The 22000-nt window shown below is 63.0% G+C and carries 22 protein-coding genes; 16 read left to right on the forward strand and 6 right to left on the reverse strand.

Features of this window, described 5'->3' with window-relative positions; all coding sequences use genetic code 11:
- The first annotated feature begins 24 nt into the window (after positions 1 to 24).
- The 6 genes from mukB (at position 25) to ACB030_RS18935 (ending at position 7306) form a co-directional block, all read left to right on the forward strand.
- Positions 25 to 4452, forward strand: a complete 4428-nt coding sequence (mukB, locus tag ACB030_RS18910; protein WP_371161930.1) for a chromosome partition protein MukB — start codon at positions 25 to 27, stop codon at positions 4450 to 4452.
- Positions 4453 to 4584: 132 nt separating this feature from the next.
- Complete coding sequence (locus ACB030_RS18915; RefSeq protein WP_371161932.1) at positions 4585 to 4983, forward strand: septal ring lytic transglycosylase RlpA family protein; 399 nt, start codon at positions 4585 to 4587, stop codon at positions 4981 to 4983.
- A 179-nt stretch (positions 4984 to 5162) separates the two neighbouring features.
- Positions 5163 to 5636, forward strand: coding sequence for a cupin domain-containing protein (locus ACB030_RS18920; RefSeq protein ID WP_371161934.1), 474 nt, complete (start codon positions 5163 to 5165; stop codon positions 5634 to 5636).
- Between the two features lie 35 nt (positions 5637 to 5671).
- Positions 5672 to 6139, forward strand: a complete 468-nt coding sequence (locus tag ACB030_RS18925) for a GNAT family N-acetyltransferase (RefSeq protein WP_371161936.1) — start codon at positions 5672 to 5674, stop codon at positions 6137 to 6139.
- A 201-nt stretch (positions 6140 to 6340) separates the two neighbouring features.
- Entirely contained in the window at positions 6341 to 6661 is a 321-nt protein-coding gene (locus ACB030_RS18930; protein WP_371161938.1) for a putative quinol monooxygenase, read from the forward strand.
- A gap of 150 nt (positions 6662 to 6811) precedes the next feature.
- Positions 6812 to 7306 carry a histidine phosphatase family protein gene (locus tag ACB030_RS18935; protein WP_371161940.1) on the forward strand — a complete coding sequence of 165 codons (495 nt, stop codon included), beginning with the start codon at positions 6812 to 6814 and terminating at the stop codon, positions 7304 to 7306.
- A gap of 111 nt (positions 7307 to 7417) precedes the next feature.
- Here the strand turns inward: ACB030_RS18935 and ACB030_RS18940 are convergent, their stop codons facing one another.
- Positions 7418 to 8011 carry a hypothetical protein gene (locus ACB030_RS18940; RefSeq protein ID WP_371161942.1) on the reverse strand — a complete coding sequence of 198 codons (594 nt, stop codon included), beginning with the start codon at positions 8009 to 8011 and terminating at the stop codon, positions 7418 to 7420.
- Positions 8012 to 8199: 188 nt separating this feature from the next.
- Complete coding sequence (locus ACB030_RS18945; protein WP_106886705.1) at positions 8200 to 8403, reverse strand: hypothetical protein; 204 nt, start codon at positions 8401 to 8403, stop codon at positions 8200 to 8202.
- A 201-nt stretch (positions 8404 to 8604) separates the two neighbouring features.
- Here ACB030_RS18945 and ACB030_RS18950 point away from each other — a divergent pair, with 201 nt between their 5' ends.
- Both ACB030_RS18950 and ACB030_RS18955 read left to right on the forward strand, forming a co-directional pair.
- A complete protein-coding gene (locus ACB030_RS18950; RefSeq protein ID WP_205641692.1) occupies positions 8605 to 9474 on the forward strand; it encodes a PhzF family phenazine biosynthesis protein in 870 nt (289 codons plus the stop codon).
- A 50-nt stretch (positions 9475 to 9524) separates the two neighbouring features.
- Positions 9525 to 10535, forward strand: a complete 1011-nt coding sequence (locus ACB030_RS18955) for a Wadjet anti-phage system protein JetD domain-containing protein (protein WP_371161959.1) — start codon at positions 9525 to 9527, stop codon at positions 10533 to 10535.
- 456 nt (positions 10536 to 10991) lie between these two features.
- On the opposite strand, the gene ACB030_RS18960 is transcribed toward ACB030_RS18955, so the two are convergent.
- Complete coding sequence (locus ACB030_RS18960; protein ID WP_371161944.1) at positions 10992 to 11570, reverse strand: PhnA domain-containing protein; 579 nt, start codon at positions 11568 to 11570, stop codon at positions 10992 to 10994.
- 192 nt (positions 11571 to 11762) lie between these two features.
- On the opposite strand from ACB030_RS18960, the gene ACB030_RS18965 reads away from it, so the two are divergent.
- The 5 genes from ACB030_RS18965 to ACB030_RS18985 all read left to right on the forward strand — a co-directional run bounded on the left by ACB030_RS18965 (position 11763) and on the right by ACB030_RS18985 (position 15955).
- Complete coding sequence (locus ACB030_RS18965) at positions 11763 to 12956, forward strand: methyltransferase (RefSeq protein ID WP_371161946.1); 1194 nt, start codon at positions 11763 to 11765, stop codon at positions 12954 to 12956.
- A gap of 161 nt (positions 12957 to 13117) precedes the next feature.
- A complete protein-coding gene (locus ACB030_RS18970) occupies positions 13118 to 14563 on the forward strand; it encodes a chitinase (protein WP_371161948.1) in 1446 nt (481 codons plus the stop codon).
- Between the two features lie 154 nt (positions 14564 to 14717).
- Positions 14718 to 15083: a VOC family protein gene (locus ACB030_RS18975; RefSeq protein ID WP_371161950.1), complete on the forward strand. Its 366-nt coding sequence runs from the start codon at positions 14718 to 14720 to the stop codon at positions 15081 to 15083.
- Positions 15084 to 15301: 218 nt separating this feature from the next.
- On the forward strand, positions 15302 to 15700 hold the full coding sequence (locus ACB030_RS18980; protein ID WP_371161952.1) for a GFA family protein: 399 nt from the start codon (positions 15302 to 15304) through the stop codon (positions 15698 to 15700).
- An 18-nt stretch (positions 15701 to 15718) separates the two neighbouring features.
- On the forward strand, positions 15719 to 15955 hold the full coding sequence (locus tag ACB030_RS18985) for an SRPBCC domain-containing protein (RefSeq protein WP_371161961.1): 237 nt from the start codon (positions 15719 to 15721) through the stop codon (positions 15953 to 15955).
- 43 nt (positions 15956 to 15998) lie between these two features.
- Here ACB030_RS18985 and smrB read toward each other — a convergent pair whose 3' ends face one another.
- Positions 15999 to 16523: an endonuclease SmrB gene (gene smrB, locus ACB030_RS18990; protein ID WP_042650147.1), complete on the reverse strand. Its 525-nt coding sequence runs from the start codon at positions 16521 to 16523 to the stop codon at positions 15999 to 16001.
- 65 nt (positions 16524 to 16588) lie between these two features.
- Between smrB and prmB the strand changes: the two genes are divergently transcribed.
- Both prmB and aroC read left to right on the forward strand, forming a co-directional pair.
- Complete coding sequence (gene prmB / locus ACB030_RS18995; RefSeq protein ID WP_202045808.1) at positions 16589 to 17524, forward strand: 50S ribosomal protein L3 N(5)-glutamine methyltransferase; 936 nt, start codon at positions 16589 to 16591, stop codon at positions 17522 to 17524.
- 16 nt (positions 17525 to 17540) lie between these two features.
- The gene (gene aroC, locus ACB030_RS19000) at positions 17541 to 18629 is read left to right on the forward strand and encodes a chorismate synthase (protein ID WP_290070804.1); all 1089 of its coding nucleotides are present in this window, start codon (positions 17541 to 17543) and stop codon (positions 18627 to 18629) included.
- An 83-nt stretch (positions 18630 to 18712) separates the two neighbouring features.
- On the opposite strand, the gene ACB030_RS19005 is transcribed toward aroC, so the two are convergent.
- Positions 18713 to 19525 (reverse strand): substrate-binding periplasmic protein, encoded by an 813-nt coding sequence (locus ACB030_RS19005; RefSeq protein WP_371161963.1) that lies wholly within the window; start codon positions 19523 to 19525, stop codon positions 18713 to 18715.
- Positions 19526 to 19842: 317 nt separating this feature from the next.
- Here ACB030_RS19005 and ACB030_RS19010 point away from each other — a divergent pair, with 317 nt between their 5' ends.
- The gene (locus ACB030_RS19010) at positions 19843 to 21231 is read left to right on the forward strand and encodes a DEAD/DEAH box helicase (protein WP_111910662.1); all 1389 of its coding nucleotides are present in this window, start codon (positions 19843 to 19845) and stop codon (positions 21229 to 21231) included.
- Between the two features lie 94 nt (positions 21232 to 21325).
- On the opposite strand, the gene ACB030_RS19015 is transcribed toward ACB030_RS19010, so the two are convergent.
- A complete protein-coding gene (locus tag ACB030_RS19015) occupies positions 21326 to 21712 on the reverse strand; it encodes an MAPEG family protein (RefSeq protein WP_371161955.1) in 387 nt (128 codons plus the stop codon).
- Positions 21713 to 22000 lie beyond the last annotated feature (288 nt).

Here is a 22000-nt window from a genome sequence, read left to right on the forward strand (position 1 = left end):
GGCCCGTTTGATGGAGAGTGTGGCGTGAGAGGCAAATTCAAATCCCTGACCATGGTCAACTGGAACGGCTTCTTCGCCCGGACCTTCGATCTCGACCAGCTGGTCACCACCCTGTCCGGCGGCAACGGGGCGGGCAAGTCCACCACCATGGCGGCCTTTATCGCGGCGCTCATTCCCGACCAATCATTGCTGCATTTTCGCAATACCACGGAAGCGGGCTCCAGCAGCGCCTCCCGTGACAAGGGGCTCTACGGCAAGCTGCAACGCGGTCACTGCTATTCGCTGTTGGAAGTGATGAACAGCCGCGAGCAGCGGATCTGGGTCGGCGTCCACCTGGAGCAGGTGGCGAACCGCGACAACAAGGTCAACATCACCCCCTTCGCCCTGGTGGACGTGCCAGAAAACCTGCAACCCACGGATCTGCTGCTGGAAAAACTCCATGACGGCAAGGGTCGGGTGCGCGCCTTCGCCGATCTGAAGGGGGCCGCCGCCGAGCTTGGCGCCATCAAGGTCGCCAAGTTCAATACGGTGACCGACTATCACAACTTCATGTTCGAGTTCGGTATCACCCCGAAGAAGCTGCGTGATCAAAAGGATCGTGGCAAGTTCTATCGCCTGATCGAGGCCTCCCTCTACGGCGGTATCTCCTCGTCCATCAGCCGGTCCCTGCGCGAATACCTGCTGCCGGAGAACTCCGGGGTGCGCAAGGCGTTCCAGGACATGGAAGCGGCCATCTACGAGAACCGCCGCACCCTGGAAGCCATCAAGGAGACCCAGGGCCAGCGGGATCTGTTCAAGAACCTGATCACCGAGACCACCCACTATGTGGCGGCGGAATATGTGCGGGGCGCCGCCGAGAAGAGCCGTCTCTCCGAGCTGGCCCTCAAAGCCCGTCATGAGCTCGCCGGCAAGCGCCGCCTGCTGGCGGAAGAGAAGCAGCGCGCCATCTATCTGGCGGATGAGGTGGATCAGCTCAGCAACCGCGAGAAGCTCCTGACCGACGAGCTGGAGTCCGCCGCCGAGCACCTGGCCAAGGTGATGGCCGCAGTGGCGCTGCAGAAGAAGATAGAGCTGTATCGCGCCGATCTGCGGGAGCTCAACGACAAGCTCGAGCAGCAGCAGGCGGTGGTGGAGGAGATCCACGGCCAGCTGCTGGAGGTGGAAGAGCGCAAGGAGCTGGCGCAGGCAGAAGTCGACAGCCTCAAGACCCAGCTCGCCGACTACCAGCAGGCGCTCGATATCCAGCAGACCCGCGCCATCCAGTACCGTCAGGCGGTGCAGGCGCTGGAAAATGCCCGCGAGCAGTGCGAGCTGCCGGGACTGACCGCCGAGCAGGCGAGCGACACCCTGCACCAGTTCCGCGCCACCGAGCAGAGCTTGACCCGCCGGGTGCTGGGGGCCGAGCAGCAGCTGGCGCTCGCCAAGGCGGCGGTGGCCGAGCATCAGGCCGCGCTGACGCTGCTGCTCAGCATCGCCCCCGAGACAGTGCGCGAGGCCGCCTGGCCCACGGCGCAGGCGCTGCTCAAGCGTCACATCGAAGACAAGGCCCGCATTGCCCAGGGGCAGGGGCTGCGTGCCGCGCTGGCTCGCCTCGAGAAAGAGAGTGACAGCCAGAAAAATCTCTTCAAGTTGCGCGACGAGCTGCAGCAGGCTTCCGGTCAGCTGATTGCCAGCCAGGACGAGCTGGAGATCTTCCTCGAAGCCCAGCGCACCCGTCAGGAGGAGCTGAGTGAGCAGCAGAGCGATCTGAATCAGCGCCGCGCCAGCCTCGAGCATCAGGGCGCCCAGCTCGGCCGCGATATTGCGGAGCTCACCAAGCTGGCCCCGCGCTGGCTCAAATCCTTTGAAAAGCTCGAGCAGCTGCGCGAGCAGAGCGGTTTGCCGCTCGCCACCGCCGAAGAACTTTCTTCCGGCATGCAGTGCGTGCTCGACAAGGAGCGCGAGTTCGAGCAGGAGAGCAACCGCATCGCGGCGCAGAAGCAGGCGCTGGAGCTGCAAATTCGCAACCTGCAACTGGGCGCTGGCGAGGCAGATCCGCGCCTTGCCCGCATCGCCGAGCAGGTGGGGGGCGTGCTGCTCTCCGATGTCTACGACGACATCTCCATCGACGATGCCCCTTACTACTCTGCGCTCTATGGCCCGGCTCGCAGCGCCCTGGTGGTGCTCGACCTTGAGGGCGCCATCGAGCGGCTGAAAAAGCTGGAAGATTGCCCGGAGGATATCTACCTCATTCAGGGCAACCCCGACTCCTTTGACGAGGATCTGGTGGAGGCGGACGAGCTGGGGGATGCGGTGCTGGTGCGCACCAGCAAGCGTCAGGTGCGCTTCTCCCGCTACCCCGAGCTGCCGCTGTTTGGCCGCGCCGCCCGGGAGAAACGCATCGAGCAGCTCGATCTTGAGCGGGAAAATCTTATCGAGGGCTACGCCAAGGCCGCCTTCGAGCAGCAGAAGTACCACCGCCTCTACGGCCACTTCCGTGACTTTATCGGCCAGCATCTGGATATCGCCTTCCGCCCGGACCCGGAAGCCGAAGTGGAAGCCAAACAGCACGAGCAGCGTAAGCTGCAAGAAACCATAGCCGAGTGCAACAAGCAGCTGGCAGAGGCCAAGGCGGCCGCGGCCCAGCTGACTCGCCATATCCAGCTGGTGCAAGGGATGTTGCCCTTTGCTCACCTGTTTGCCGAGACAGACCTGGCAGCCCGCCTCGAGGCGGCTCACGCCGATGTGGAAGCGCTTAAAACAGCCGAGGCCTTTATCGCCAAGCATGGCAAGGCGCTGGAAAAACTGGAAACCATGGTGCAGGTGCTGCGTCAGGATCCGCAGGATCTGGCCGCGCTGCAGGCAGCCTATGACGAGGCGAGCGAGCTGCTGGCCGAGCAGAAACGCCGTTGCTACGCCCTCGATCAGCTGGTGGCCCGCCTGCCGCACTTTGCCTATCAGGACGCACAAGACCTGCTTGGCAAGGCCTCCGAGATGAGCGAGCGGCTCAAGGAGAAGCTTAAAATAGCCGAGCTGGCGGCCCGCACCGCCGGTGAGCAGCACAAGCAGATGGCCCAGCGCCACACAGAAGCGCTGCAGCTGCGCACGGCGCTCGATTCCAGCGCCTCGGCCAAGGGCCAGACCCTGACGGAGTTTGAGCAGGAGCTGGCAGCCATGGGACTCACCCTGTCGGACGACATGGAGGAGAAATCCCGCGCCCACAAGAAAGAGATTGAAGAGCTGCTTATCCGCACCCGCTCCCGTCGCACCAGCGCCGAGGCCCAGTTGCAGGTGACCAAGCGCGAGATTGAATCCCTCGGGGGGCGTCTCAAGCTCGAAGGCAAGGACTACTTCGGCGCTCGCAAATCTCTGGTGGGTCACAAGGCGAGCTGGTCGCGGGTGGTGCGGCTGGCGCGGGAGACCGACGTCGAGAAGCGTCTCAACAAGCGCGAGCTGGCATACCTCGACAGTGACGAGCTGAGATCCATGTCGGACAAGGCCCTCGGTGCCCTGCGGGTGGCGGTGGCCCACGACGAGGCCCTGCGCGATGCGCTTCGCCTCTCCGAGGGCAACCGCAGCACCGAGCAGAAGGTCGCCTTCTACGTGCAGGTCTACCGTTACCTGAAAGATCGCATCCGCAACGACATCATCCGCTCGGACGATCCTGTGGAAGCGATCGAGGAGATGGAGATCGAGCTGGCGCGTCTCGCCGACGAGCTCAAGCAGCGGGAAACCCACCTGTCCCTCTCCTCCCACGAGGTGGCGGCCAAGATCACCAACATCATCCGCCGGGAGCAGAACCGCATCCGGGTGCTCAACCAGGGCTTGCAGAACATCGCCTTCGGTCTGGTGCGCGGGGTGCGCCTCAACGTCAACATCCGCGAGGCTCACACTCGCCTGCTGACCGCGCTGGCCGATCAGAGCGCCATGCACAACGATCTCTTCGCCGACAAGGAGCTCAGCTTCTCCGAGGCCATGGCCAAGCTGTTCCAGCGCCTCAACCCGCAGATAGAGCAGGGGGAGCGCAACTACCAGGTGATGGGGGACGTGCTGCTCGACTATCGCAACTACCTGGAGCTCGAAATCGAGGTGCAGCGTGGCGCCGATGGTTGGCTGCGGGCCGAGAGCGGCGCCCTCTCCACCGGTGAGGCGATCGGCACCGGTCAGGCCATCCTCTTGATGGTGCTCATCAGCTGGGAGGAGGAGTCCCGCCGTCTGCGCGGCAAGGACATCGCCCCCTGCCGCCTGTTGTTCCTCGACGAAGCGGCGCGCCTGGATGGCAAGTCCATCGCCACCCTGTTCGAGCTGTGCGAGCGTCAGGACATGCAGCTGCTCATCGCGGCGCCGGAGAACATCAGTCCCGAGAAGGGCACCACCTACAAGCTCATCCGCAAGGTGCAGGGCAAGCACGAGCACGTGCATGTGGTGGGGCTGCGGGGCTTCGGGTTCGCCGATGACAAGCTGATCGCCTGATCCCTGACACAGACTGACGGGTGAACACACAAACGGGAGGCTTGGGCCTCCCGTTTTCCATGGGAAATATGAGAGAGTAGGCCCCTGTTTGCGGGATCCAGATTGGTGCTGAAAGTGATGATGAGAGTGGCGATGGAAGATATGAGAGGCAAGGTACAAAAAGGGCTGCTGGCCTCCCTGTGCCTGCTGCTTGCGGCCTGCAGCAGCCAGCCTGATGCAGGCAGTGCGGGCAACGGGCGGGGTTATACCCAGACGGGGCTGGCCTCCTACTATGCCGATCGCTACCACAACAAGAAAACCGCCAGCGGCGAGCCCTACCAGAAGAGCGCCAACACCGCCGCCCATATGACGCTGCCCTTCGGCGCCATGGTGCGGGTGACCAACCTTGCCAACGGCAAGAGCGTGGTGGTGCGGGTCAATGACAGGGGTAACTTCCCGAGGGGGCGAGTGATCGATCTCTCAAGGGCCGCCTTCAGCAGCATAGGCAACACCCGATCCGGCCTTCTCAAGGTCAAGGTCGAGGTGTTGTAGGGGGCCATAAGCCCGGCCCATTGCACAGCGGGACATGGCGGGAGCCCGCTCTTTGCATCTCGGCGTTGACAGCCTCCCGCCTTCAGCCGTATCTGTGTCATTGCGTGACTGCCCTCAGGCAGGCACCCGGCTGATCTCTTGCTGCCCCTTGCCAGGGCACCAATACGGAGGTTGTTGAGATGACGAACCGCACGCCCATTCAGGCCACACAGATCCCGGAGAACAAGGCCAGGTCCCTCTATCCGGAGCCCTTCGCCTCCCTGGTCAAACACCGCACCCGGCGCAGACTGGGGGACCACTTCGGTCTCGCCAATCTTGGGGTCAACCTGACGACCCTGGCACCGGGGGCCATCTCGGCGCTCAAACACCATCACGGTCTGCAGGACGAGTTCATCTATGTGCTCTCGGGCAACCCCACACTGCGTTATGGGGAGGAGGAGTATCTGATGTCGCCGGGGGAGTGCATCGGCTTCAAGGGCGGCAATGGCCTGGCCCACCAGTTGCTCAACCAGGGTGAGGTGGAGGCCGTTTATCTCGAGGTGGGGGACAGACTGGCGGGGGACACAGTCCAGTACCCTGACGACGATCTGGCCCTGGTACAGGGCGCCGATGGCGCCTGGGTCGCCAGACATAAGGACGGGACCCCCTATTAGGGGCCCATCACTCTTTGGGAAAGCATGATAAGCCTATGAAATTCATCCCCTTCAGTGACGTGAGCGCAGAGGATTTTCTGCCCCTGGTCAACGACGAGACGTTGCGAAAGCACCTGATTGACCACCCCATCTTCGATGTCGCCGGAGTGCGCGCCTGGATGGATGAGAAGCGGCGGATAGATGCGCTGCCCGGCTGCCGCGTGCGCGCCGTTCTCATCGATGGCGCCCTGGTGGGGTGGTGCGGCCTCCAGCCCGATGAGGAGGGGATCGAGATAGCCATTGTCATCGCCAGAGCGGGCTGGGGCAGGGGGCTCGCCATCTTCCACGAGATGATGGGGTGGGCGCGCACCATGGGCCATCAGGAGGTGGTCTTTCATCTGCTGGGCACCCGCCCCCCATACAGATCCCTCGCCAGGCGCGCCACCAGGGTGAAGAAGACGACACTCTCTGGGCACTCCTTCACCACCTATTACTTCAGCGTTCAGAGCTGGAGCAGGCCTTGACGGCGAGCCAGGCGCTCGCCTCTGGCCGCGCATCTGTCCCTGCCGCCGCCTCTTTGTTCACCCGGTTGAACACTCTGTCCATCCCGCCCCTCTATATCGACCTGACCACCATGCCTACACTGGGCGCCATGTTGGGGGAGGCGGCTGCCATGAGACAGACGCCTCCCTGTGTGTTGATGATGTGACAGTGGAGAAAAAGGGATGAAGAGAGAGTCGGACAAGATAGTGTCGATCGCCGTGCTCAAGGCCCGCGCCGGCATGAGGGAGCGCCTGCGCCAGGGGTTGCTCGCGCTGATAGCGCCCACCCGCCAGGAGCCTGGCAACCTCGATTATGTGCTGTTCGAGCTCAAAGACGAACCCGGCACCTTCTACATGCGCGAAGCCTTCGTGAGCCAGGCCGCCCTGGATGCCCACTGCGAGACGGACTATTTCCAGGCCTTCGCCCGTCAGGCGGACGACCTGCTGGCAGAGCCTCTGCGGCTGGTCTTCATGGAGGAAGTGAGCCTCATGGGGCCGGGCTGAGCGCCTGCCCGCTCGCTTGTCCCATGCTCCCGAACGGTGCGGCTTCGCTATGATTGAGAGGGCGTAGTGACTGGGACTGAGGGCGCGGCATGCCAATGTCAGTCACGAGCCTGTGGTGATGGCCGACTGTCGGTCGCAACGGGAGGCGTCATGAAGAGAACCCTTGTGCTGGTGCGCCACGGCAAGTCGAGCTGGGAAGAGCAGGGGCTGCCTGACAGGGCGCGGCCACTCGCCGAGCGGGGCCTGCGCGACGCGCCCCTGATGGGCAGACGGCTGGCGCACGATAAGGTGAGGCCCGATCTCATCCTCTCGAGCCCCGCCCGCCGGGCCTTGTCGACGGCGAACATCATCGCTGAGGTGCTTGGCTACCGGCCAGAGGAGATAGTCAGGGACGAGCGGCTCTATGGCAGCGATGTCGGGACCCTGCTTGAGGTGATGGGGGAGCTTGGGGACGAGTTCAGGTGCGTCATGCTCTTTGGCCACGATCCCGGGTTCACCGACCTTGCCCACCGCTTTTGCGGCAAGATCACCCGGATGCCGACCTGCGCCGTCGCCCGCTTCACCTTTGACGCCCCCTCCTGGTCGGCTGCCGCGTCGCAAAGGCCGGTGACGGCCGTGCTCGACTATCCGAAAAAGGGTAAGTGAATAGCAAGAGGAAGCACAGGGTTGTCGCTCACCGGGGTCTGGTGAGCAAGTCGGCAAGAGAACAAACAAGAAGGGGAGCCCATGCTCCCCTCCACATTTGCATCATGTCGCTTATTTGGCGGCGATCGGCCCCTTGGTGCCCGCATCGTTATCGACCCAGCCATCCTCCCCCTTGATGCGACGATCCCCCTGGATTGTGTAGATGACCATGCCGTCCTTGAACACCAGGGCCCCGTCGGATTTCTTGGCACTGACCTTCTTGTCGTTGACCCACACCTGATCCTTGTCGTCGATGCGGATGGTGGCGACGGTGGCGCCCGTTTCGTGGAAGGTGGCGACCCAGTTGCCGGCGTAGGGGCTGCCGCTGGTGGCCGCAGCGGGGGCGGCGCCAAACCCGGCGGCCGCGTTCTCGGCCTTGCTCTTGTTGATGTCGCAACCACTGAGCTCGCTCACCTGGGTACAGCCGGAGCGTTCCAGCTTCTGTTCATAGCTCATGTTCAGACCGCTGTCGGCAGCCGGGGCGGCAGCACCGAATCCCGCCTTGGCGTTCTCCGCCTTGGTCTTGTGAATGTCGCAGCCCTGGGCCTCGGTCACCTGGGTGCAGCCGGAGCGTTCCAGCTGCTGGGCATATTTTGCGTTGATGGCGTGAGCCGGGGCCATGCCAAGCAGGGTCAGGGTCACGATCAGAGCAGCATTCCTGGACATAATTCATCCCTCAAAATGTGAGTCTTGCCGGTTCAGTTCAGCCTCGGCGGTCATGAGTAACGGCCTGGGTTCGCGGCAATATCCCGGGTGCGAGGTGGCAGGCCTGTTTCACGTTAGCACCTGGAACGGGGCTCGCACAGGGGAGCCAGCAAATAGGTGCCATCCACCTTACCCCTGAGTCCGCGTACTCAGCTTTGGGGCACTCTTATTCCCTTGTCGAGGTAGAGGCTGCTGTAGTGGGCGCGATGGGTGACGAACATCACCTGGTGGCGGCTGCCGTCGGAGAGGATGACGAAATCCCCGGCCTGGGCCGGGCTTTGCAACAGGATCTCGTGCTCGGGGGCCGTCAGCTTGTCGACCTCTTCCCTGAAGATGAGGGTGTATGAATACATATGGCACTCCACTGCAGGCGCATATACAGACAGTTTTCCCAACTCTAGTCGCCAGTGCCCGGATCCGCGGCGCTCAAGCGGCACCTGTGCGGCCGTTAATTTTATGGGTAAGCTGACCCCCTGATGCGCCCCCCCGGAAGGGGCCGCCAGGGTGAGCCTATGAACCCCACTTTTCATGAAGCAAGAAGCCAAGGAGTTGTCATGACGGAGCTGGTCACTGAGCTGGTGCGGATCGCCGCCTTTTCCGACGGATCCCGGGGGGGCAATCCCGCCGGTGTCTGGGTAGGGGCCCAACTGCCGACGGCGGCGGAGATGCAGCGGATCGCCGCAGAGGTCGGATTCTCGGAGACGGCCTTCGCCGCCCCGCTGCACAGCGAGGGGCAAGGCGCAGAGGTGCGCCAATGGCGGGTGCGCTACTTCTCTCCCGAGGCGGAGGTACCGTTCTGCGGCCATGCCACCATCGCCCTCGGGGTGGCGCTGGCGCGCCGCTTTGGGGCAGGGGACCATGCCTTGTGTCTCAGCCAGACCCAGATCCGGGTCTCGGGTTGGCAGGATGAGCAGGGGCAATGGCAGGCGGCGCTGCAATCCCCGCTGACCCGCAGCAAACCGGCGCCGGCGGATCTGATGCGCGAAACCCTGGCGCTGTTTGGCTATGACGCGGCCAGCCTGGATCCCCGCATCCCCCCTGCACTCATCCACGGCGGCGCCGATCATCTGGTGCTGGCGCTCAAGGATCGCGCTGCGCTCTCGGCCATGCACTATTCGCAGGCTCAGGGGCGCCTGCTGATGCGCCGCGAGGGCCTGGTGACCATCCTGCTGGTGCATGTGGCCGCAGAGCGGCTATTCCACACCCGCAATGCCTTCGCCTACGGCGGCGTCTATGAGGACCCGGCCACCGGCGCCGCGACCGCCGCCTTCGCTGGCTACTTGCGCGACCTGCACTGGCCCCACGGCGGCGCCATCGACATAGTGCAGGGGGAAGAGATGGGCATGCCGTCGCGGCTGCGCGCCGAGATCCCGGCCGAGCCTGGCAGCTCAATCCGGGTGTCCGGCGGGGCACGCTGGATCTGAGCCGGCATCATATGCAATACCGGGTCAGTTGAGGCAGGAGGGCAATGTCGATGGGATTGTTTGAGCGAGCAGATATTCGTGCATTGAGCGAGAAGCTGCTGGGGTTGTCACAGGGGCAGGGGATGTTACTGACTAGCGCCGCGGGTCGAGAGTTGGATGACATGCTCAAGCGCGTTGGCGGTGTGCAACCGCTCGGTTTGGGAGCGCGGCGTCAGCTGACCGAGCGGGGCCGTGTTTTTTTGATGGACAAGCTCGCAGAGGCAGCAGACGACAATGTCTGGTCGGGTGATGCCGTGCTGAAAGAGCTGGGTTGCCAACTGCCTCGGCGCATTAACGGTGCAACCCTGAGTGGCCTTTGGCACCGAGACTGCAAGGTCAGGTTGTCACAACATCGCATGGCGCAGGCCGCAGAGCTGGGTCTTCGGGTATTTGGTGATGAGGTCATACGATTACGTACCTTGACACCGCTGATATTGGTCGATTCAGAGGGCGGACGGCACGACATGACCGCTGTGATCAGGCTTCTGGGGGAGCTGGTATTGCCAGAACGCTCCCTGGCCGGGTTGAAAGGCATGGAATGGCAAGGGCGGCAGCTAGTCACGGTGGAAAACAAGGGTGCCTTCGTGGACTACCCGCTGCAAGAGGGCGAATTGCTGCTGTATGTCCCTGGCCGCAATACCACCCTGGCAAAGCAACTGCTCCCCCTATTGCCAGAGCGCCTCCCCTGGGCCCACTTTGGGGATCTGGATCAACGTGGCCTGGACATTGCCACCGAACTGGCGGGGGCTCTGGATCGTCCTTTGGCGTTCTGGTTACCCGACAATCTCATGGATTACGTCCATCACTATGCCCGCGATTTGCTCCGTCAGCCGAAAGAACAAAAGAGTCAGCGAGGCAAAATTGCTTGGCGAGACAACATGGCAGCCGTTCAGGGGGGCACAGTGCTGGCAGAGGCATTGGCTCATTTGACAGCCAATAAAGCCTGGTTGGAACAAGAAGTCCTGGTCACAGCCAGACGCTGGCAGTCATGGGCGCTTGGTGTTGAGAGGGAAATCGCATAATAAAAAACCGCCCTTGTGACGTGGGCGGTTTATGCATGGTTGCCGACCCTTATTTCAGGGCTTTCTTCAGCTTCTTGATCTTGCCTTCGTGCTTGGCAATTTTATCCTTGCGGGCGGCGATTTTCTTCTTGATATCTTTCTTGCTAGCTTTGGCCATAGGTCGTGCTCCTTGTGTCAAGAGGACATCATGGGGTCATGATGTTCAGGATCTGTCCATGTGAAGAGCCCAGAGTGCCACATGAATTCCGTCCGGGCCAGTGTTTCGCGGTTCCGGGAGCGGATGCTCCCCTGACGCAAATCCGGCGAAGGGGTGGCTCGCTCATCGGGACTGGTTTGCAGGATAGTCCAGTTTTCCGGCGGCGCCACTGTGGCAGCGCCGACATCCGCTGTGGGGCGGGCAACAAAGGAGCGCCCCTGGGGGCGCTTCTTGCATCATTCGAACCACAAGCGAGGGGATCAGGCCTTCTTCAGGTAGGCCGCGACCAGCACTATCTGCACGCCGTTGACCTTGCCTTCGATGTGCAGCGGGTTGTTGGTCAGGCGGATGCCCTTGACCAGGGTGCCGCGCTTGGCGGTGAAGCCGCCGCCCTTGACCTCGAGATCCTTGATCAGGGTGACGGAGTCCCCCTCCTGCAGCACGGCGCCGTTGGAGTCTACGGTGGGCACGCTGTCGTCATCGTCGCTGGAGCTGCCCGCCTCGGCCCAGGCCTTGGTCTCTTCTTCCATGTACATCATGTCCAGCATGTCCTGGGCCCAGATCTCGCCCCGGGCAGACAGGGCTTTAAGCTGGCGCCATGCCATCACCTGCACCGCCGGCACCTGGCTCCACATGCTGTCACCCAGGCAGCGCCAGTGGTTGACCTCAGTGGTGTCCGGCTGCTCCAGCTGGCCTCGGCAGGTGGTGCACAGCGCCACGCTGTGGTCATCGTCACTGGCGGGGGAGTGTGGCACCGGGAAGGCAGTCAGCGCATGTTCTGCGCCACACAGCTCACACTTGGCGTCCGCACGCGCTTGCAGGATGGCATTGATGGTCATGTTTTGGTTCCGTTCATATGGATAAAACGACCCGCGTGGGCGAGTCGCGCTAATGAGGGGGCGGAATATAGCACAAATCCCTGCTTTTTGTCAGGCTACCAGCAAGGGCGGGGGGCAGGCGCGCTGGCGAGTGCTTTTTGATGGCAGATCGCTAGAATGAGCCTCCCTTTTGGATAGCAGGACAAGCTCACCGTGCTGGCTCACCGTTTTCGACAACTGGATCGCTTGCTGACCGACGAGAGAGGCTGGTGGCAATACCAGCCCTATCATCATCTGAGCCTGGCCTTCGCCGCCGAGGCCCCCGAGCTTGCCGCCTGCCTCAATGGCCTCAGTCTTGACGAGATAGCGCGGCTCGACGGCGACATGGGGGAGCTTTGCACCCTGCTTGCCCCCTGGATCCCGGCAGGGGCCGAGCTCCATGCCCTGAGCGAGCTAGACACCTTTGTCCCCGAACCCATTCACTGTGCCAGGACCATGGCGATGTACATGCCGGGGCGCAAGCAGGCGCAAATAGAAGCCTTCACCGGCTGTCTGCCCGCCCATCAGGGTCCCTATCTGGAGTGGTGCGCCGGCAAGGGCCACCTGGGGCGCCTGGTCTCCCTGCACAGGGGGGCCGAGATCCTGAGCCTCGAATTGCAGCGCACGCTCTGCGAGGAGGGGCGGCAGCTCGCGGCGCGGGACGGTGCCCGCATGCAGTTTGTGGAGGCCGACGCCTTCGCCGCCGAGTCGGGGGCGCTCATCGCCCCGCACCATCACGCCATGGCGCTCCATGCCTGTGGCGAGCTGCATACCCATCTGCTGGAGCAGGTGGCCGAGCGCGGCGCCCGGGGCGTGACCCTCTCCCCCTGTTGCTATCACCTGATCCGCACCTCTCATTACCGCCCCCTGTCGCAGGCCGCCAAGGCCAGCGCCCTGCACCTTGGCAAGAGCGACCTGAAGCTGCCGCTGCAGGAGACGGTGACCGGCGGCGCCCGCATCTCCCGCCTGCGCGAGCAGGAGGTGATCTGGCGTCTCGCCTTCGATTGCCTGCAACGGGAGGTGCGCGGGGTGGATGAGTACCTGCCGGTGCCCAACCTGCAAAAGAGCCTGCTTGCGGGCCGTTTCGAGGCCTTCTGTGACTGGGCCGCCGAGCGCAAGGGGATGGTGTTGCCCGGGGGGATAGATCACGGCGACTTCCTCGCCAGGGGGGAGCGGCGCTTTGGGGACGTCGCCCGCATGGAGCTGGTGCGCCATCTGTTTCGCCGTCCGCTGGAGATCTGGCTCGCCCTGGATCGCGCCCTCTTCCTCGAGGAGCAGGGCTACCAGGTAGAGCTGGGGGCGTTTTGCGACAAGCCCATGACCCCTCGCAATCTGCTGATCCGGGCGGTACGCGTTCAGACTGCATAAAAAGCGAGTACCTTGAGGTCAAAATGAGGCTGTTGTGCGGTTTCATCTGAGTGCAGAGTGAAATGGCTCACAAAATCGCCAAGCTCTTAATTCTTGTCGTGAATTTAGTTGTCGGGATGCCTATGCTCGCCCTGACATTTTCAAGACAAGGATGGTTACCCATGTTCATGCTCAAGCGCACCGCCTGGCTGGTTGCGGGGCTCTGCGCCTCGCCAGCTTATGCGACCATGACGATTCAGCCCGACCCGCAAAATAGCGGTGGCTATGTGATTGCCGCCTCCGATATAACGGCCGTTGAGAAGGCCAAGACGGCCAACCCCATGTACGGTATCTGGTCAAAGGCATTGGCCACCCGCCCCAACACCCTGGTGGAGGCGATTGTGCCGAGGCGAGTCGACAACCCGGACAACGTCAAACGGGTCGAGCGGGTATTTACCGAATCGGACTGGGACTTTCTGACCCAGATGGCGACCCCTGAATATACCTATGAGCGCTTCTTGCGGGCGGTCGGCAAGTTCCCCGCCTTCTGCGGCGACTACACGGACGGGCGCAATGCGGACGCCATCTGCAAAAAATCCATCGTCACCGCCTTCGCCCACTTTGCCCAGGAGACCGGCGGCCACATCGCCAGGGAGAATGTCTCCGACAACCCGCTGGGGCTCGAGGAGTGGCAGCAGGCGCTGGTGCATGTGCGCGAGATGGGCTGGGCCGAGGGGCAACTCGGCTATACCACCGGCTGTGGCCAGAATGACTGGCAGAACAGGAAATGGCCCTGCAGCACGGGGCAGGGCTACTTTGGCCGTGGCGCGAAACAGCTCTCCTACCACTTCAACTACGGCGCCTTCTCCGAGGCGATGTTTGACGGCAACGCCTCTGTGCTGCTGAACAACCCCGGCCTGGTGGCCGACTCCTGGCTCAACCTCGCCTCCGCCATCTGGTTCTTCCTGACGCCGCAAGCCCCCAAACCCGCCATGTTGCACGTCATCGACAGAACCTGGGTGCCCTCCCAGCGCGAGGTCGCGGCGGGCATCGGCTATGGCTTTGGCACCACCATCAATGTCATCAACGGTGGCATAGAGTGTGGCGAGCAGAACAAGAACAAGGGGCAGCCGGTCAACCGCATCCGTTACTGGGAAGGGTTGGCCGCCCACTACGGCATCCCGCTGCTCCCGGACGAGAAGAACACCTGCTGGCAACAGACCCCCTATGGCAGCCTCAACCTGAACGGCGCCACCGACGTGCTTTACACCAACTGGGACGGCAACTGGAAATATTATGCCGACAGGCCAGGTGGCTACTCGTTCGAGTGCGAGCTGGTGGGATTCCAGACCGCCTATTCGGCCCTGGTGCCGGGGGATTACGAGAAGTGTGTGACCAACGTCTACGGCTCCCACGCCAACTGGCCCAAGGTGCGGGTGGTGGCCAAGCTCGATCCCGCGCCCGTCGATCCGACCGACCCGCCCGTGGGAGATGTGCCTGCCTGGGTGGCCAGCAAGGTCTACACCGCGGGCAATAAAGTCAGCCACAAGGGCGTGGTGTATCAGGCGAAGTGGTGGACCCAGGGCAACGAGCCGGGCAAGGGAGACCCCTGGGCGCCGGTGAACTGAGTCCGGCGAGGGCGTGTCATCGGTCATGATGGGGAAGGGGGGATCCCTTCCCCTCTTTCATGGGGATCCGGCGCAAGGGGCCTATGACGGGCCCGCTGGCACATGGAACAAGCCGAGTGTGTTCGGGTGCTTATCCCGCACAGAGGAGTGACACATGAATATCGCCATCCACTTTGAAATCCCGGTGCAGGATCTGGAGAGGGCCATTCGCTTCTATGAGGCGCTCTTCGAGATAGCTCTCGAGCGGGCGCAGATAGATGGCAACGAGATGGCGCTGTTTCCGCTCCTTGACGGCATGGCGGTCTGCTCCGGCGCCCTGGCAAAGGGGGAGAGCTATGTGCCTAGCCAGGACGGTACCCGAGTCTATCTGAAGGTCGCGGACATAGAGCGGGCCATGGCCCGGGCGCTGACAGCGGGAGGGGCGTGTCTCTATCCCGTCACCCGGGTGAGCGAACACATCCGGGTGGCCGAGCTCAGGGATTGCGAAGGCAATCGCATCGCCCTGCAAGAGGGACCCTGAGCGTTATTCATCCGGTGCATGGGAATTATTGAATCATTCACGTCATGAATAAAGGCGGCGAATTTTCCCTTTTGGGGGGAGGCCAGGGTCGTCGGCCCCGCGGTGGGGCCCCGGGATGGTCAGTTGCCGCCGCCCGGATCCCGTGCTACTTCATCTGGTGCGGCAAGGAGTCAAGGTCGTCTTAGCCCCGTCTGCCGCCCCGTACTCAAGGAGGCATCATGGAAGGTCATTGTCTGTGTGGCGGGATCACCGTCTCGAGCGGCGATCACAAGGAGGTCAACCTGTGTCACTGCGCCATGTGCCGGCGCTGGTCCGGCGGGCCCATGTTCGCGGTGCATGGCGGCAAGGGGGTCAGTTTCAAGGGGCTCAGCCCTGTGGCCTACCGCTCGTCCGAGTGGGCGGAGCGCGGCTTCTGCCCCACCTGCGGCACCCACCTTTTCTACCATCTGTTGCCGACGGACGAGTACATCCTCTGTGCCGGGCTGTTTCAGGAACAGGCGTTCGAACTCACCGGGCAGATCTTTATCGACGAGAAGCCTGATTTTTATGCGCTCAAGAACGACACCCCGACCCTGACCGGGCAGCAGGTGTTCGAGCAGTTCGCCCCCAAACCCTGAGCCCCTCATCAGCCGTGGCTGCCCGAGCCGGGAGAAGCGCGCCAAGGAGATTTCACCAAGGTGGTGCCGCCAACCTCCCTGGGTTACGTCATGGGCGATGGCCGCGCCGTCAGGGTGAGGTTAGTGGAGGATCAGGGAGGCACCCGGGTGCACGAGGAGTTCGACGCCAAATCCGAACACAGCGGCGAGCAGCAGCGTGCCGGCTGGCAGAGCATACTCGACAACTTCAAACGCTATATGGAAAGCGCGCCCTGAGGCGCGCTGTTCGATCCGGCGGATGTGCTTTGAAACCTGCCCTTTATTCCTCGATATCCAGCAGCACCAGGATGGCGCTCTCGCCCCCCCATTCCCGCGGGGCCTGATGGAAGGCGCGCACATTGGGGTGCTGGGCCAGCCAGCTTGGAATGCGCTGCTTGAGCACATGCTTGCCGATGCCGTGCATCACGGAGGCGACGTGAATGTTCTCTTTTTGGCACAGGGTGAGCAGGGCGGCCAGCTCCTGCTTGGCCTGGAGCTGACTCATGCCATGAAGATCCAGATAAATCTCCGGCGGATAGAGGCCGCGCTTGAGCTTTTTCAGCTCGAATTTTGACACGTCTTCACGCACAAAACGGGTCGGGCCCTCTTCGTCCAGATGAGGCTGGTACTCGTCGCTGAAAAAGTGGTCAACCCCAAGCTTTTCGCGGCTTTCACGCAGTTCGCGTTTCTGCTTGACCGGGCTTGAGGAGGCCCTTATGGTATCTTGCTTAATTTTCCGGGTACCTTTGACAGCATCACGAAACAGCAGGCTTTCCTCGTCTGTGGGTGAGGGCGTTTTTTTCATCAGGTACTCGTCTTGCTCGCTGTATAGAATTCTCGGGCCGGATATTACTCGACTTGGAGGTGGATTTGGACAAGATATTTATCGACGAGGTGGTTGCCGAAATGCACACCATCCAGGACATGTTGCGCTGGGCCATGAGTCGTTTCAACGACGCCGGGATCTTCTACGGACATGGTACCGACAACGCCTGGGATGAGGCCGTGCAACTGGTGCTGCCCGCGTTACATCTGCCGCCGGACGTGGATCCCGGCATGCGCCACTCCCGCCTGACCACCAGCGAGCGCCACCGCATCGCCGAGCTCATCATCCGCCGGGTGCAGGAGCGGGTGCCTGCCGCCTACCTGACCAACAAGGCCTGGTACGCGGGTTGGGAGTTCTACGTGGACGAGCGGGTGCTCATTCCGCGCTCCCCCATCGCCGAGATGGTGGCCAACCGCTTCGCCCCCTTCCTGAAAGAGGAGCCGACCCGGATCATGGACTTGTGCACCGGCTCCGGTTGCATCGCCATCATCATGGCCCACGAGTTCCCCCATGCGGAAGTGGATGCCATCGACATCAGCGTCGATGCCCTCAATGTGGCCGAGCGCAACATCAACGATCACGGTCTGGAGCAGCAGGTCATCCCGATCCGCTCCGATCTGATGCGCGACTTGCCCGCCGGCGACAAGTACGATCTCATCGTCTCCAACCCGCCCTATGTGGACTCCGAGGACATGTCGGATCTGCCGGAAGAGTTTCGTCACGAGCCGGAGCTGGCCCTGGCGTCGGGCTCCGACGGCCTCAAGCTCACCAAGCGCATCCTGGCCAATGCCGCGGACTTCCTCAAGGATGACGGCGTGCTGGTGGTCGAGGTGGGCAACAGCATGATCCATTTGGAAGCCCAGTTCCCCGAGGTGCCCTTCACCTGGGTCGAGTTCGAGAACGGCGGTCACGGCGTCTTCGTGATGACCAAGGCAGAGCTCGAGCAGTACCAGCCCCATTTCGCGATTTACAAGAGCTAAGCAGCAAGGAGCACCCATGGCAGGGAACAGTTTTGGCCAACTCTTTCGGGTCACCACCTTTGGCGAGAGCCACGGCCTGGCGCTCGGCGCCGTGGTTGACGGCTGCCCCCCCGGGCTTGAGATAAGCGAAGCGGATCTGCAAATCGATCTGGACAGGCGCAAGCCCGGCACCTCCCGCTACACCACCCAGCGCCGCGAGGCGGACGAAGTGAAGATCTTGGCCGGGGTGTTCGAGGGGCGCACCACGGGCACCTCCATCGGGCTGCTCATCGAGAATACCGATCAGCGCTCCAAGGACTACTCCGAGATCAAGGATCTGTTCCGCCCGGGCCACGCCGACTACACCTATCACCAGAAGTACGGCCAGCGTGACTACCGGGGCGGCGGCCGCTCCTCGGCCCGCGAGACCGCCATGCGGGTGGCTGCGGGGGCCATCGCCAAGAAGTACCTGAAGCAGATGCACGGCATCGAGATAGTGGGTTTTCTCTCCCAGCTCGGCCCCATCAAGGCCGAGGCGTTCGATGCGAGCCAGATCGAGCAGAACCCCTTCTTCTTCCCCGATGCGGGCAAGCTGGAGGCCCTCGACGAGTACATGCGGGCCCTCAAGAAAGAGGGCAACAGCATAGGCGCCAAGGTGGCTGTCATTGCGCGCAACGTGCCGGTGGGCCTGGGGGAGCCGGTGTTCGACCGCCTCGACGCCGACATCGCCCACGCCATGATGGGCATCAATGCGGTGAAGGGGGTCGAGATTGGTGACGGTTTCGCCGTGGTGGAGCAAAAAGGCTCGGAGCATCGCGACGAGATGACCCCGGCTGGCTTTGCCAGCAACCATGCGGGCGGCATCCTGGGAGGCATCTCCTCCGGCCAGGACATAGTGGTGAGCATGGCGCTCAAGCCCACCTCCAGCATTACTGTGCCGGGCAAGACCATCAACACCAGCGGCGAGGCCACCGAGATGATCACCAAGGGTCGGCACGATCCTTGTGTCGGCATCCGTGCCGTGCCCATCGCCGAGGCCATGCTGGCCCTGGTGCTGATGGATCACCTGCTGCGCCACCGTGCCCAGAACCAGGGCGTGCATACCCAGACCCCGCAGCTGCGCTGATCTACAAGCCGCGCGGTCGGCTGATCACCATGCTCTGCAAAAAAGGCGACCCCAGGGTCGCCTTTCTCGTTTGTGCGGGGGTCTCAGCCCTGAGCGCCTTCCTCCCGGGGCTGGCTGCCATCGAGGCGGCACACCGGCGGGGCAAAGGTTGCATCTGGCGGGGGGAGGGCGGCGATGGCGGCATCGATGCGGGCGAGCTCTGCATCGCTCACCGCCTGGCTGGCAAACATCAGGCTGACCGGCTGCTGGTGCAGCAGCACCTGGCACAGGGTGAACTCCTCGGCCCCCAGCTGGGCCAGCCGATGCCGGGCGTATTGCCACTCCATGATGACCCCATCGAGGCGCCGCGCCAGCAGGAGGGCGATCAGCCTGTCGTCCGAGTTGTATTCGCTCGCCTGCCGAAGGGAGGGGCAGGCGTCGCTCAGGGGCAGGGGGCGGGTGCCCCTCAGCTTGCCAAGACGCAGCCCCGTCTGCTGGCACAGATCCGCAAGGTGTGTTATCCCCTGCCAGCGATCTGGGCTCCCGGGGGCCGCCTTGTGGCTGAGCAGCACAAAGCTGGCGCGTCTGTAGGGGGCCGAGAAGCGGGCGAAACGTGCCCGCTCCGGGGTCTTCAGGGCCCCCATGGCGACATCCAGCTGCTGGCGCGCCATGAGGTGCAGGGCCCGGGCCCAGGGGAGATTGCGAAACGCGGGCTCAAGATCGGCGCCGCGGAGGATCTGGCGGGTCAGGGTCACGTCCAGCCCGCCGAGCTCGCCGTCGGCATCGATCTGGCTGAAGGGGGGCCAGTGGCTCCAGGCCACCGACAGTGTCTCCTTGGCGCCCAGAGGCAGGCTCAGTGCGAACAGCAGGCCCAGGCTCAATGCACAGTGAATAGCGGTCTGGATATGTTTCCTGATCAAGCAGAACCTCCCTGTTCTGTGTCGTGGATCCCTGAGCTCGTGCCCCAGATGGGTTGGGACTGGCCCTGGCGAGCGTCATCATCGCCATTGTGCCCCGCCATCCATGGCTTTTCCACCGAGGCTGGGAGGCATATCACATTTTTCTCGTGTAACGGCGCCAACTCCGTTAGACTGCGCCTCTATTCTTTCCCCTTTGCTCTGCTCCCCGGGGAAATCGTTGTTTTCTCTATAGGCCCAGATCCTGTGAGATGGCATCGGCTCAGCAGAGGAGCCCCACCACAGATCCCCGGCGCCCCTATCCCTAGCAGGTAACTATGAGTTTTACTTCCCTCGGTCTGGCCGAACCCTTGTTGCGTGCCGTTGCCGAGCAAGGCTACGACACCCCGTCTCCCATCCAGCAACAAGCGATCCCGGCCGTCCTGGCTGGCCGTGACCTGATGGCCGCCGCCCAGACCGGGACCGGCAAGACCGCAGGCTTTACCCTGCCGATGCTGCAGCGCCTCACCGAGAGCAAGCGCAAAGTATCCCCGAACCGCATTCGCGCCCTGGTGCTGACACCGACCCGCGAGCTGGCTGCCCAGGTGGGCGAGAGCGTGCGCAACTACGGCAAGCACCTGCCGATCCGCAGTCACGTCGTCTTCGGCGGCGTCAGCATCAATCCGCAGATGATGGCGACTCGCCGTGGTCTGGACGTGCTGGTGGCCTGCCCGGGCCGCCTGATGGATCTCTACAACCAGAACGCCGTGAAATTCGACGAAGTCGAGATCCTGGTACTGGACGAAGCGGACCGCATGCTCGACATGGGCTTCATCCGCGACATCCGCAAGATCCTGGCCCTGATGCCGAAGAAGCGCCAGAACCTGCTCTTCTCCGCCACCTTCGCCGACGAGATCCGCGAGCTGGCCACCGGTCTGCTGGACAACCCGGCGGTGATCGAAGTGGCCCCGCGCAACAGCACCGCCGAGCGTATCGAGCAGCTGGTGCACCCCTGTGACAAGGCCAACAAGATCGCGCTCTTGAGCCACCTGGTCACCAGCAACGACTGGCAGCAGGTACTGGTGTTCACCCGTACCAAGCACATGGCCAACCGTGTTGCCGAGACCCTCGACAAGAACGGCGTCAGCGCCGCCGCCATCCACGGCAACAAGAGCCAGGGTGCCCGTACCCGTGCCCTGGCCGGTTTCAAGGAAGGCAGTGTCAAGGTGCTGGTCGCGACCGACATCGCCGCCCGTGGTCTGGACATCGACAAGCTGCCGCAAGTGGTCAACTTCGAGCTGCCCAACGTGGCGGAAGACTACGTGCACCGTATCGGTCGTACCGGCCGTGCCGGCGCCGCCGGTCACGCCATCTCCCTGGTGGCGGCCGATGAAGGCAAGCTCATCAAGGCCATCGAGCGTCTGACCAAGCAGAACATCAAGTGCGAGCAGGTAGCTGGCTTTGAAGCCTCCCGTGAGACGCTTGACAACATCGCCCGTGGCATTGGCGCGCCGCTGCGCAAAGAGCCGCGCGACCCGAGCGAAGAGCGCCGTGCGCCGCGCCCGCAGGGTCAGCGTCAGGGGGCCGGTCGCTCCGGCAATGCTGGCGGTGCACGCACCGGTGGCAACGCGGGCAAGCCAAAGCCGCAAGGTGGCCAGCGTCCGGCCGAGGGTGCCGCCAAACCGGCCCAGGCCCGTCGTCCCCGCCGCGCCAGCCACAACCAGTAAGCGGCTCGGGAGCCAGGCTCCCCGGCTGTTCGGTTGCTAAAAAAGCCCGCACCATCTGGTGCGGGCTTTTTGTTTGTGGCCAGCAGTGAAATGGTCAGGGGATGAGCACGGTGATCAAGATATGGGCCGCGCTCACCAGGATCACGCTGAAGGTCAGCCCCATCCCCACCATCCGATAGCGGAGGTTCTCCGGCGTGCGGCTCATGCCAAAGGCGTGGCAGAGGCGGCCGCACAGCAAGCTGGCTCCCAGCAGATGAACAAGCCAGGGGGTCTGGCTGGAGGCTTCGACAAAATAGATGAGCAGCAGGGCCAGGGGAACATACTCGGCAAAGTTGGCGTGCACCCGCATGGCCCGCAGCATGGCGGGATCTTCCCCGTGCCCCAGCGCTACTCCGCGGCTGTGGCGGGTGCGAATGGTGCGCACGCTGAGCAACACAAAGAGCAGGGCGAGCAGGGCCGCGTAGACAGGCAGTATGGTCATGGTATCTGGCTCTCGAGTGGATGTATTTGCTTTGATATTGCTTGGCGCCTCAATGGCTTGCCTCTGAGGGTAGCAGCAAGATGTGGTGAGTTGGCGAGAAACCCGAAGCATCATTGCCACCCTTGCTGCTGTTGCTGGGGCAGTATCCCCTGGTCATGGGATAAAGGGTGATATAGGCAGGGCGAGATCGCGAACGTTTATTGAGCACATTTACATGATTTGACCGATGTCGCGGGTTATGATCTTATGCTCCCTTTTCGGGAACCATTTCATGTCCATCGACGCTTT

The sequence above is a fragment of the Aeromonas sp. S16(2024) genome (genome assembly GCF_041403065.1).
In the GTDB taxonomy this organism is placed as follows: Bacteria; Pseudomonadota; Gammaproteobacteria; order Enterobacterales; family Aeromonadaceae; genus Aeromonas.

What these genes read in the sequence shown, in the direction of transcription:
- ACB030_RS18915 (WP_371161932.1), top strand. Translation starts at nt 4,585, where the DNA reads ATGGAAGATATGAGAGGCAAGGTACAAAAAGGGCTGCTGGCCTCCCTG.
- ACB030_RS18920 (WP_371161934.1), top strand. Translation starts at nt 5,163, where the DNA reads ATGACGAACCGCACGCCCATTCAGGCCACACAGATCCCGGAGAACAAG.
- ACB030_RS18925 (WP_371161936.1), top strand. Translation starts at nt 5,672, where the DNA reads ATGAAATTCATCCCCTTCAGTGACGTGAGCGCAGAGGATTTTCTGCCC.
- ACB030_RS18930 (WP_371161938.1), top strand. Translation starts at nt 6,341, where the DNA reads ATGAAGAGAGAGTCGGACAAGATAGTGTCGATCGCCGTGCTCAAGGCC.
- ACB030_RS18935 (WP_371161940.1), top strand. Translation starts at nt 6,812, where the DNA reads ATGAAGAGAACCCTTGTGCTGGTGCGCCACGGCAAGTCGAGCTGGGAA.
- ACB030_RS18940 (WP_371161942.1), bottom strand. Translation starts at nt 8,011, where the DNA reads ATGTCCAGGAATGCTGCTCTGATCGTGACCCTGACCCTGCTTGGCATG.
- ACB030_RS18945 (WP_106886705.1), bottom strand. Translation starts at nt 8,403, where the DNA reads ATGTATTCATACACCCTCATCTTCAGGGAAGAGGTCGACAAGCTGACG.
- ACB030_RS18950 (WP_205641692.1), top strand. Translation starts at nt 8,605, where the DNA reads ATGACGGAGCTGGTCACTGAGCTGGTGCGGATCGCCGCCTTTTCCGAC.
- ACB030_RS18955 (WP_371161959.1), top strand. Translation starts at nt 9,525, where the DNA reads ATGGGATTGTTTGAGCGAGCAGATATTCGTGCATTGAGCGAGAAGCTG.
- ACB030_RS18960 (WP_371161944.1), bottom strand. Translation starts at nt 11,570, where the DNA reads ATGACCATCAATGCCATCCTGCAAGCGCGTGCGGACGCCAAGTGTGAG.
- ACB030_RS18970 (WP_371161948.1), top strand. Translation starts at nt 13,118, where the DNA reads ATGTTCATGCTCAAGCGCACCGCCTGGCTGGTTGCGGGGCTCTGCGCC.
- ACB030_RS18975 (WP_371161950.1), top strand. Translation starts at nt 14,718, where the DNA reads ATGAATATCGCCATCCACTTTGAAATCCCGGTGCAGGATCTGGAGAGG.
- ACB030_RS18980 (WP_371161952.1), top strand. Translation starts at nt 15,302, where the DNA reads ATGGAAGGTCATTGTCTGTGTGGCGGGATCACCGTCTCGAGCGGCGAT.
- smrB (WP_042650147.1), bottom strand. Translation starts at nt 16,523, where the DNA reads ATGAAAAAAACGCCCTCACCCACAGACGAGGAAAGCCTGCTGTTTCGT.
- aroC (WP_290070804.1), top strand. Translation starts at nt 17,541, where the DNA reads ATGGCAGGGAACAGTTTTGGCCAACTCTTTCGGGTCACCACCTTTGGC.
- ACB030_RS19010 (WP_111910662.1), top strand. Translation starts at nt 19,843, where the DNA reads ATGAGTTTTACTTCCCTCGGTCTGGCCGAACCCTTGTTGCGTGCCGTT.
- ACB030_RS19015 (WP_371161955.1), bottom strand. Translation starts at nt 21,712, where the DNA reads ATGACCATACTGCCTGTCTACGCGGCCCTGCTCGCCCTGCTCTTTGTG.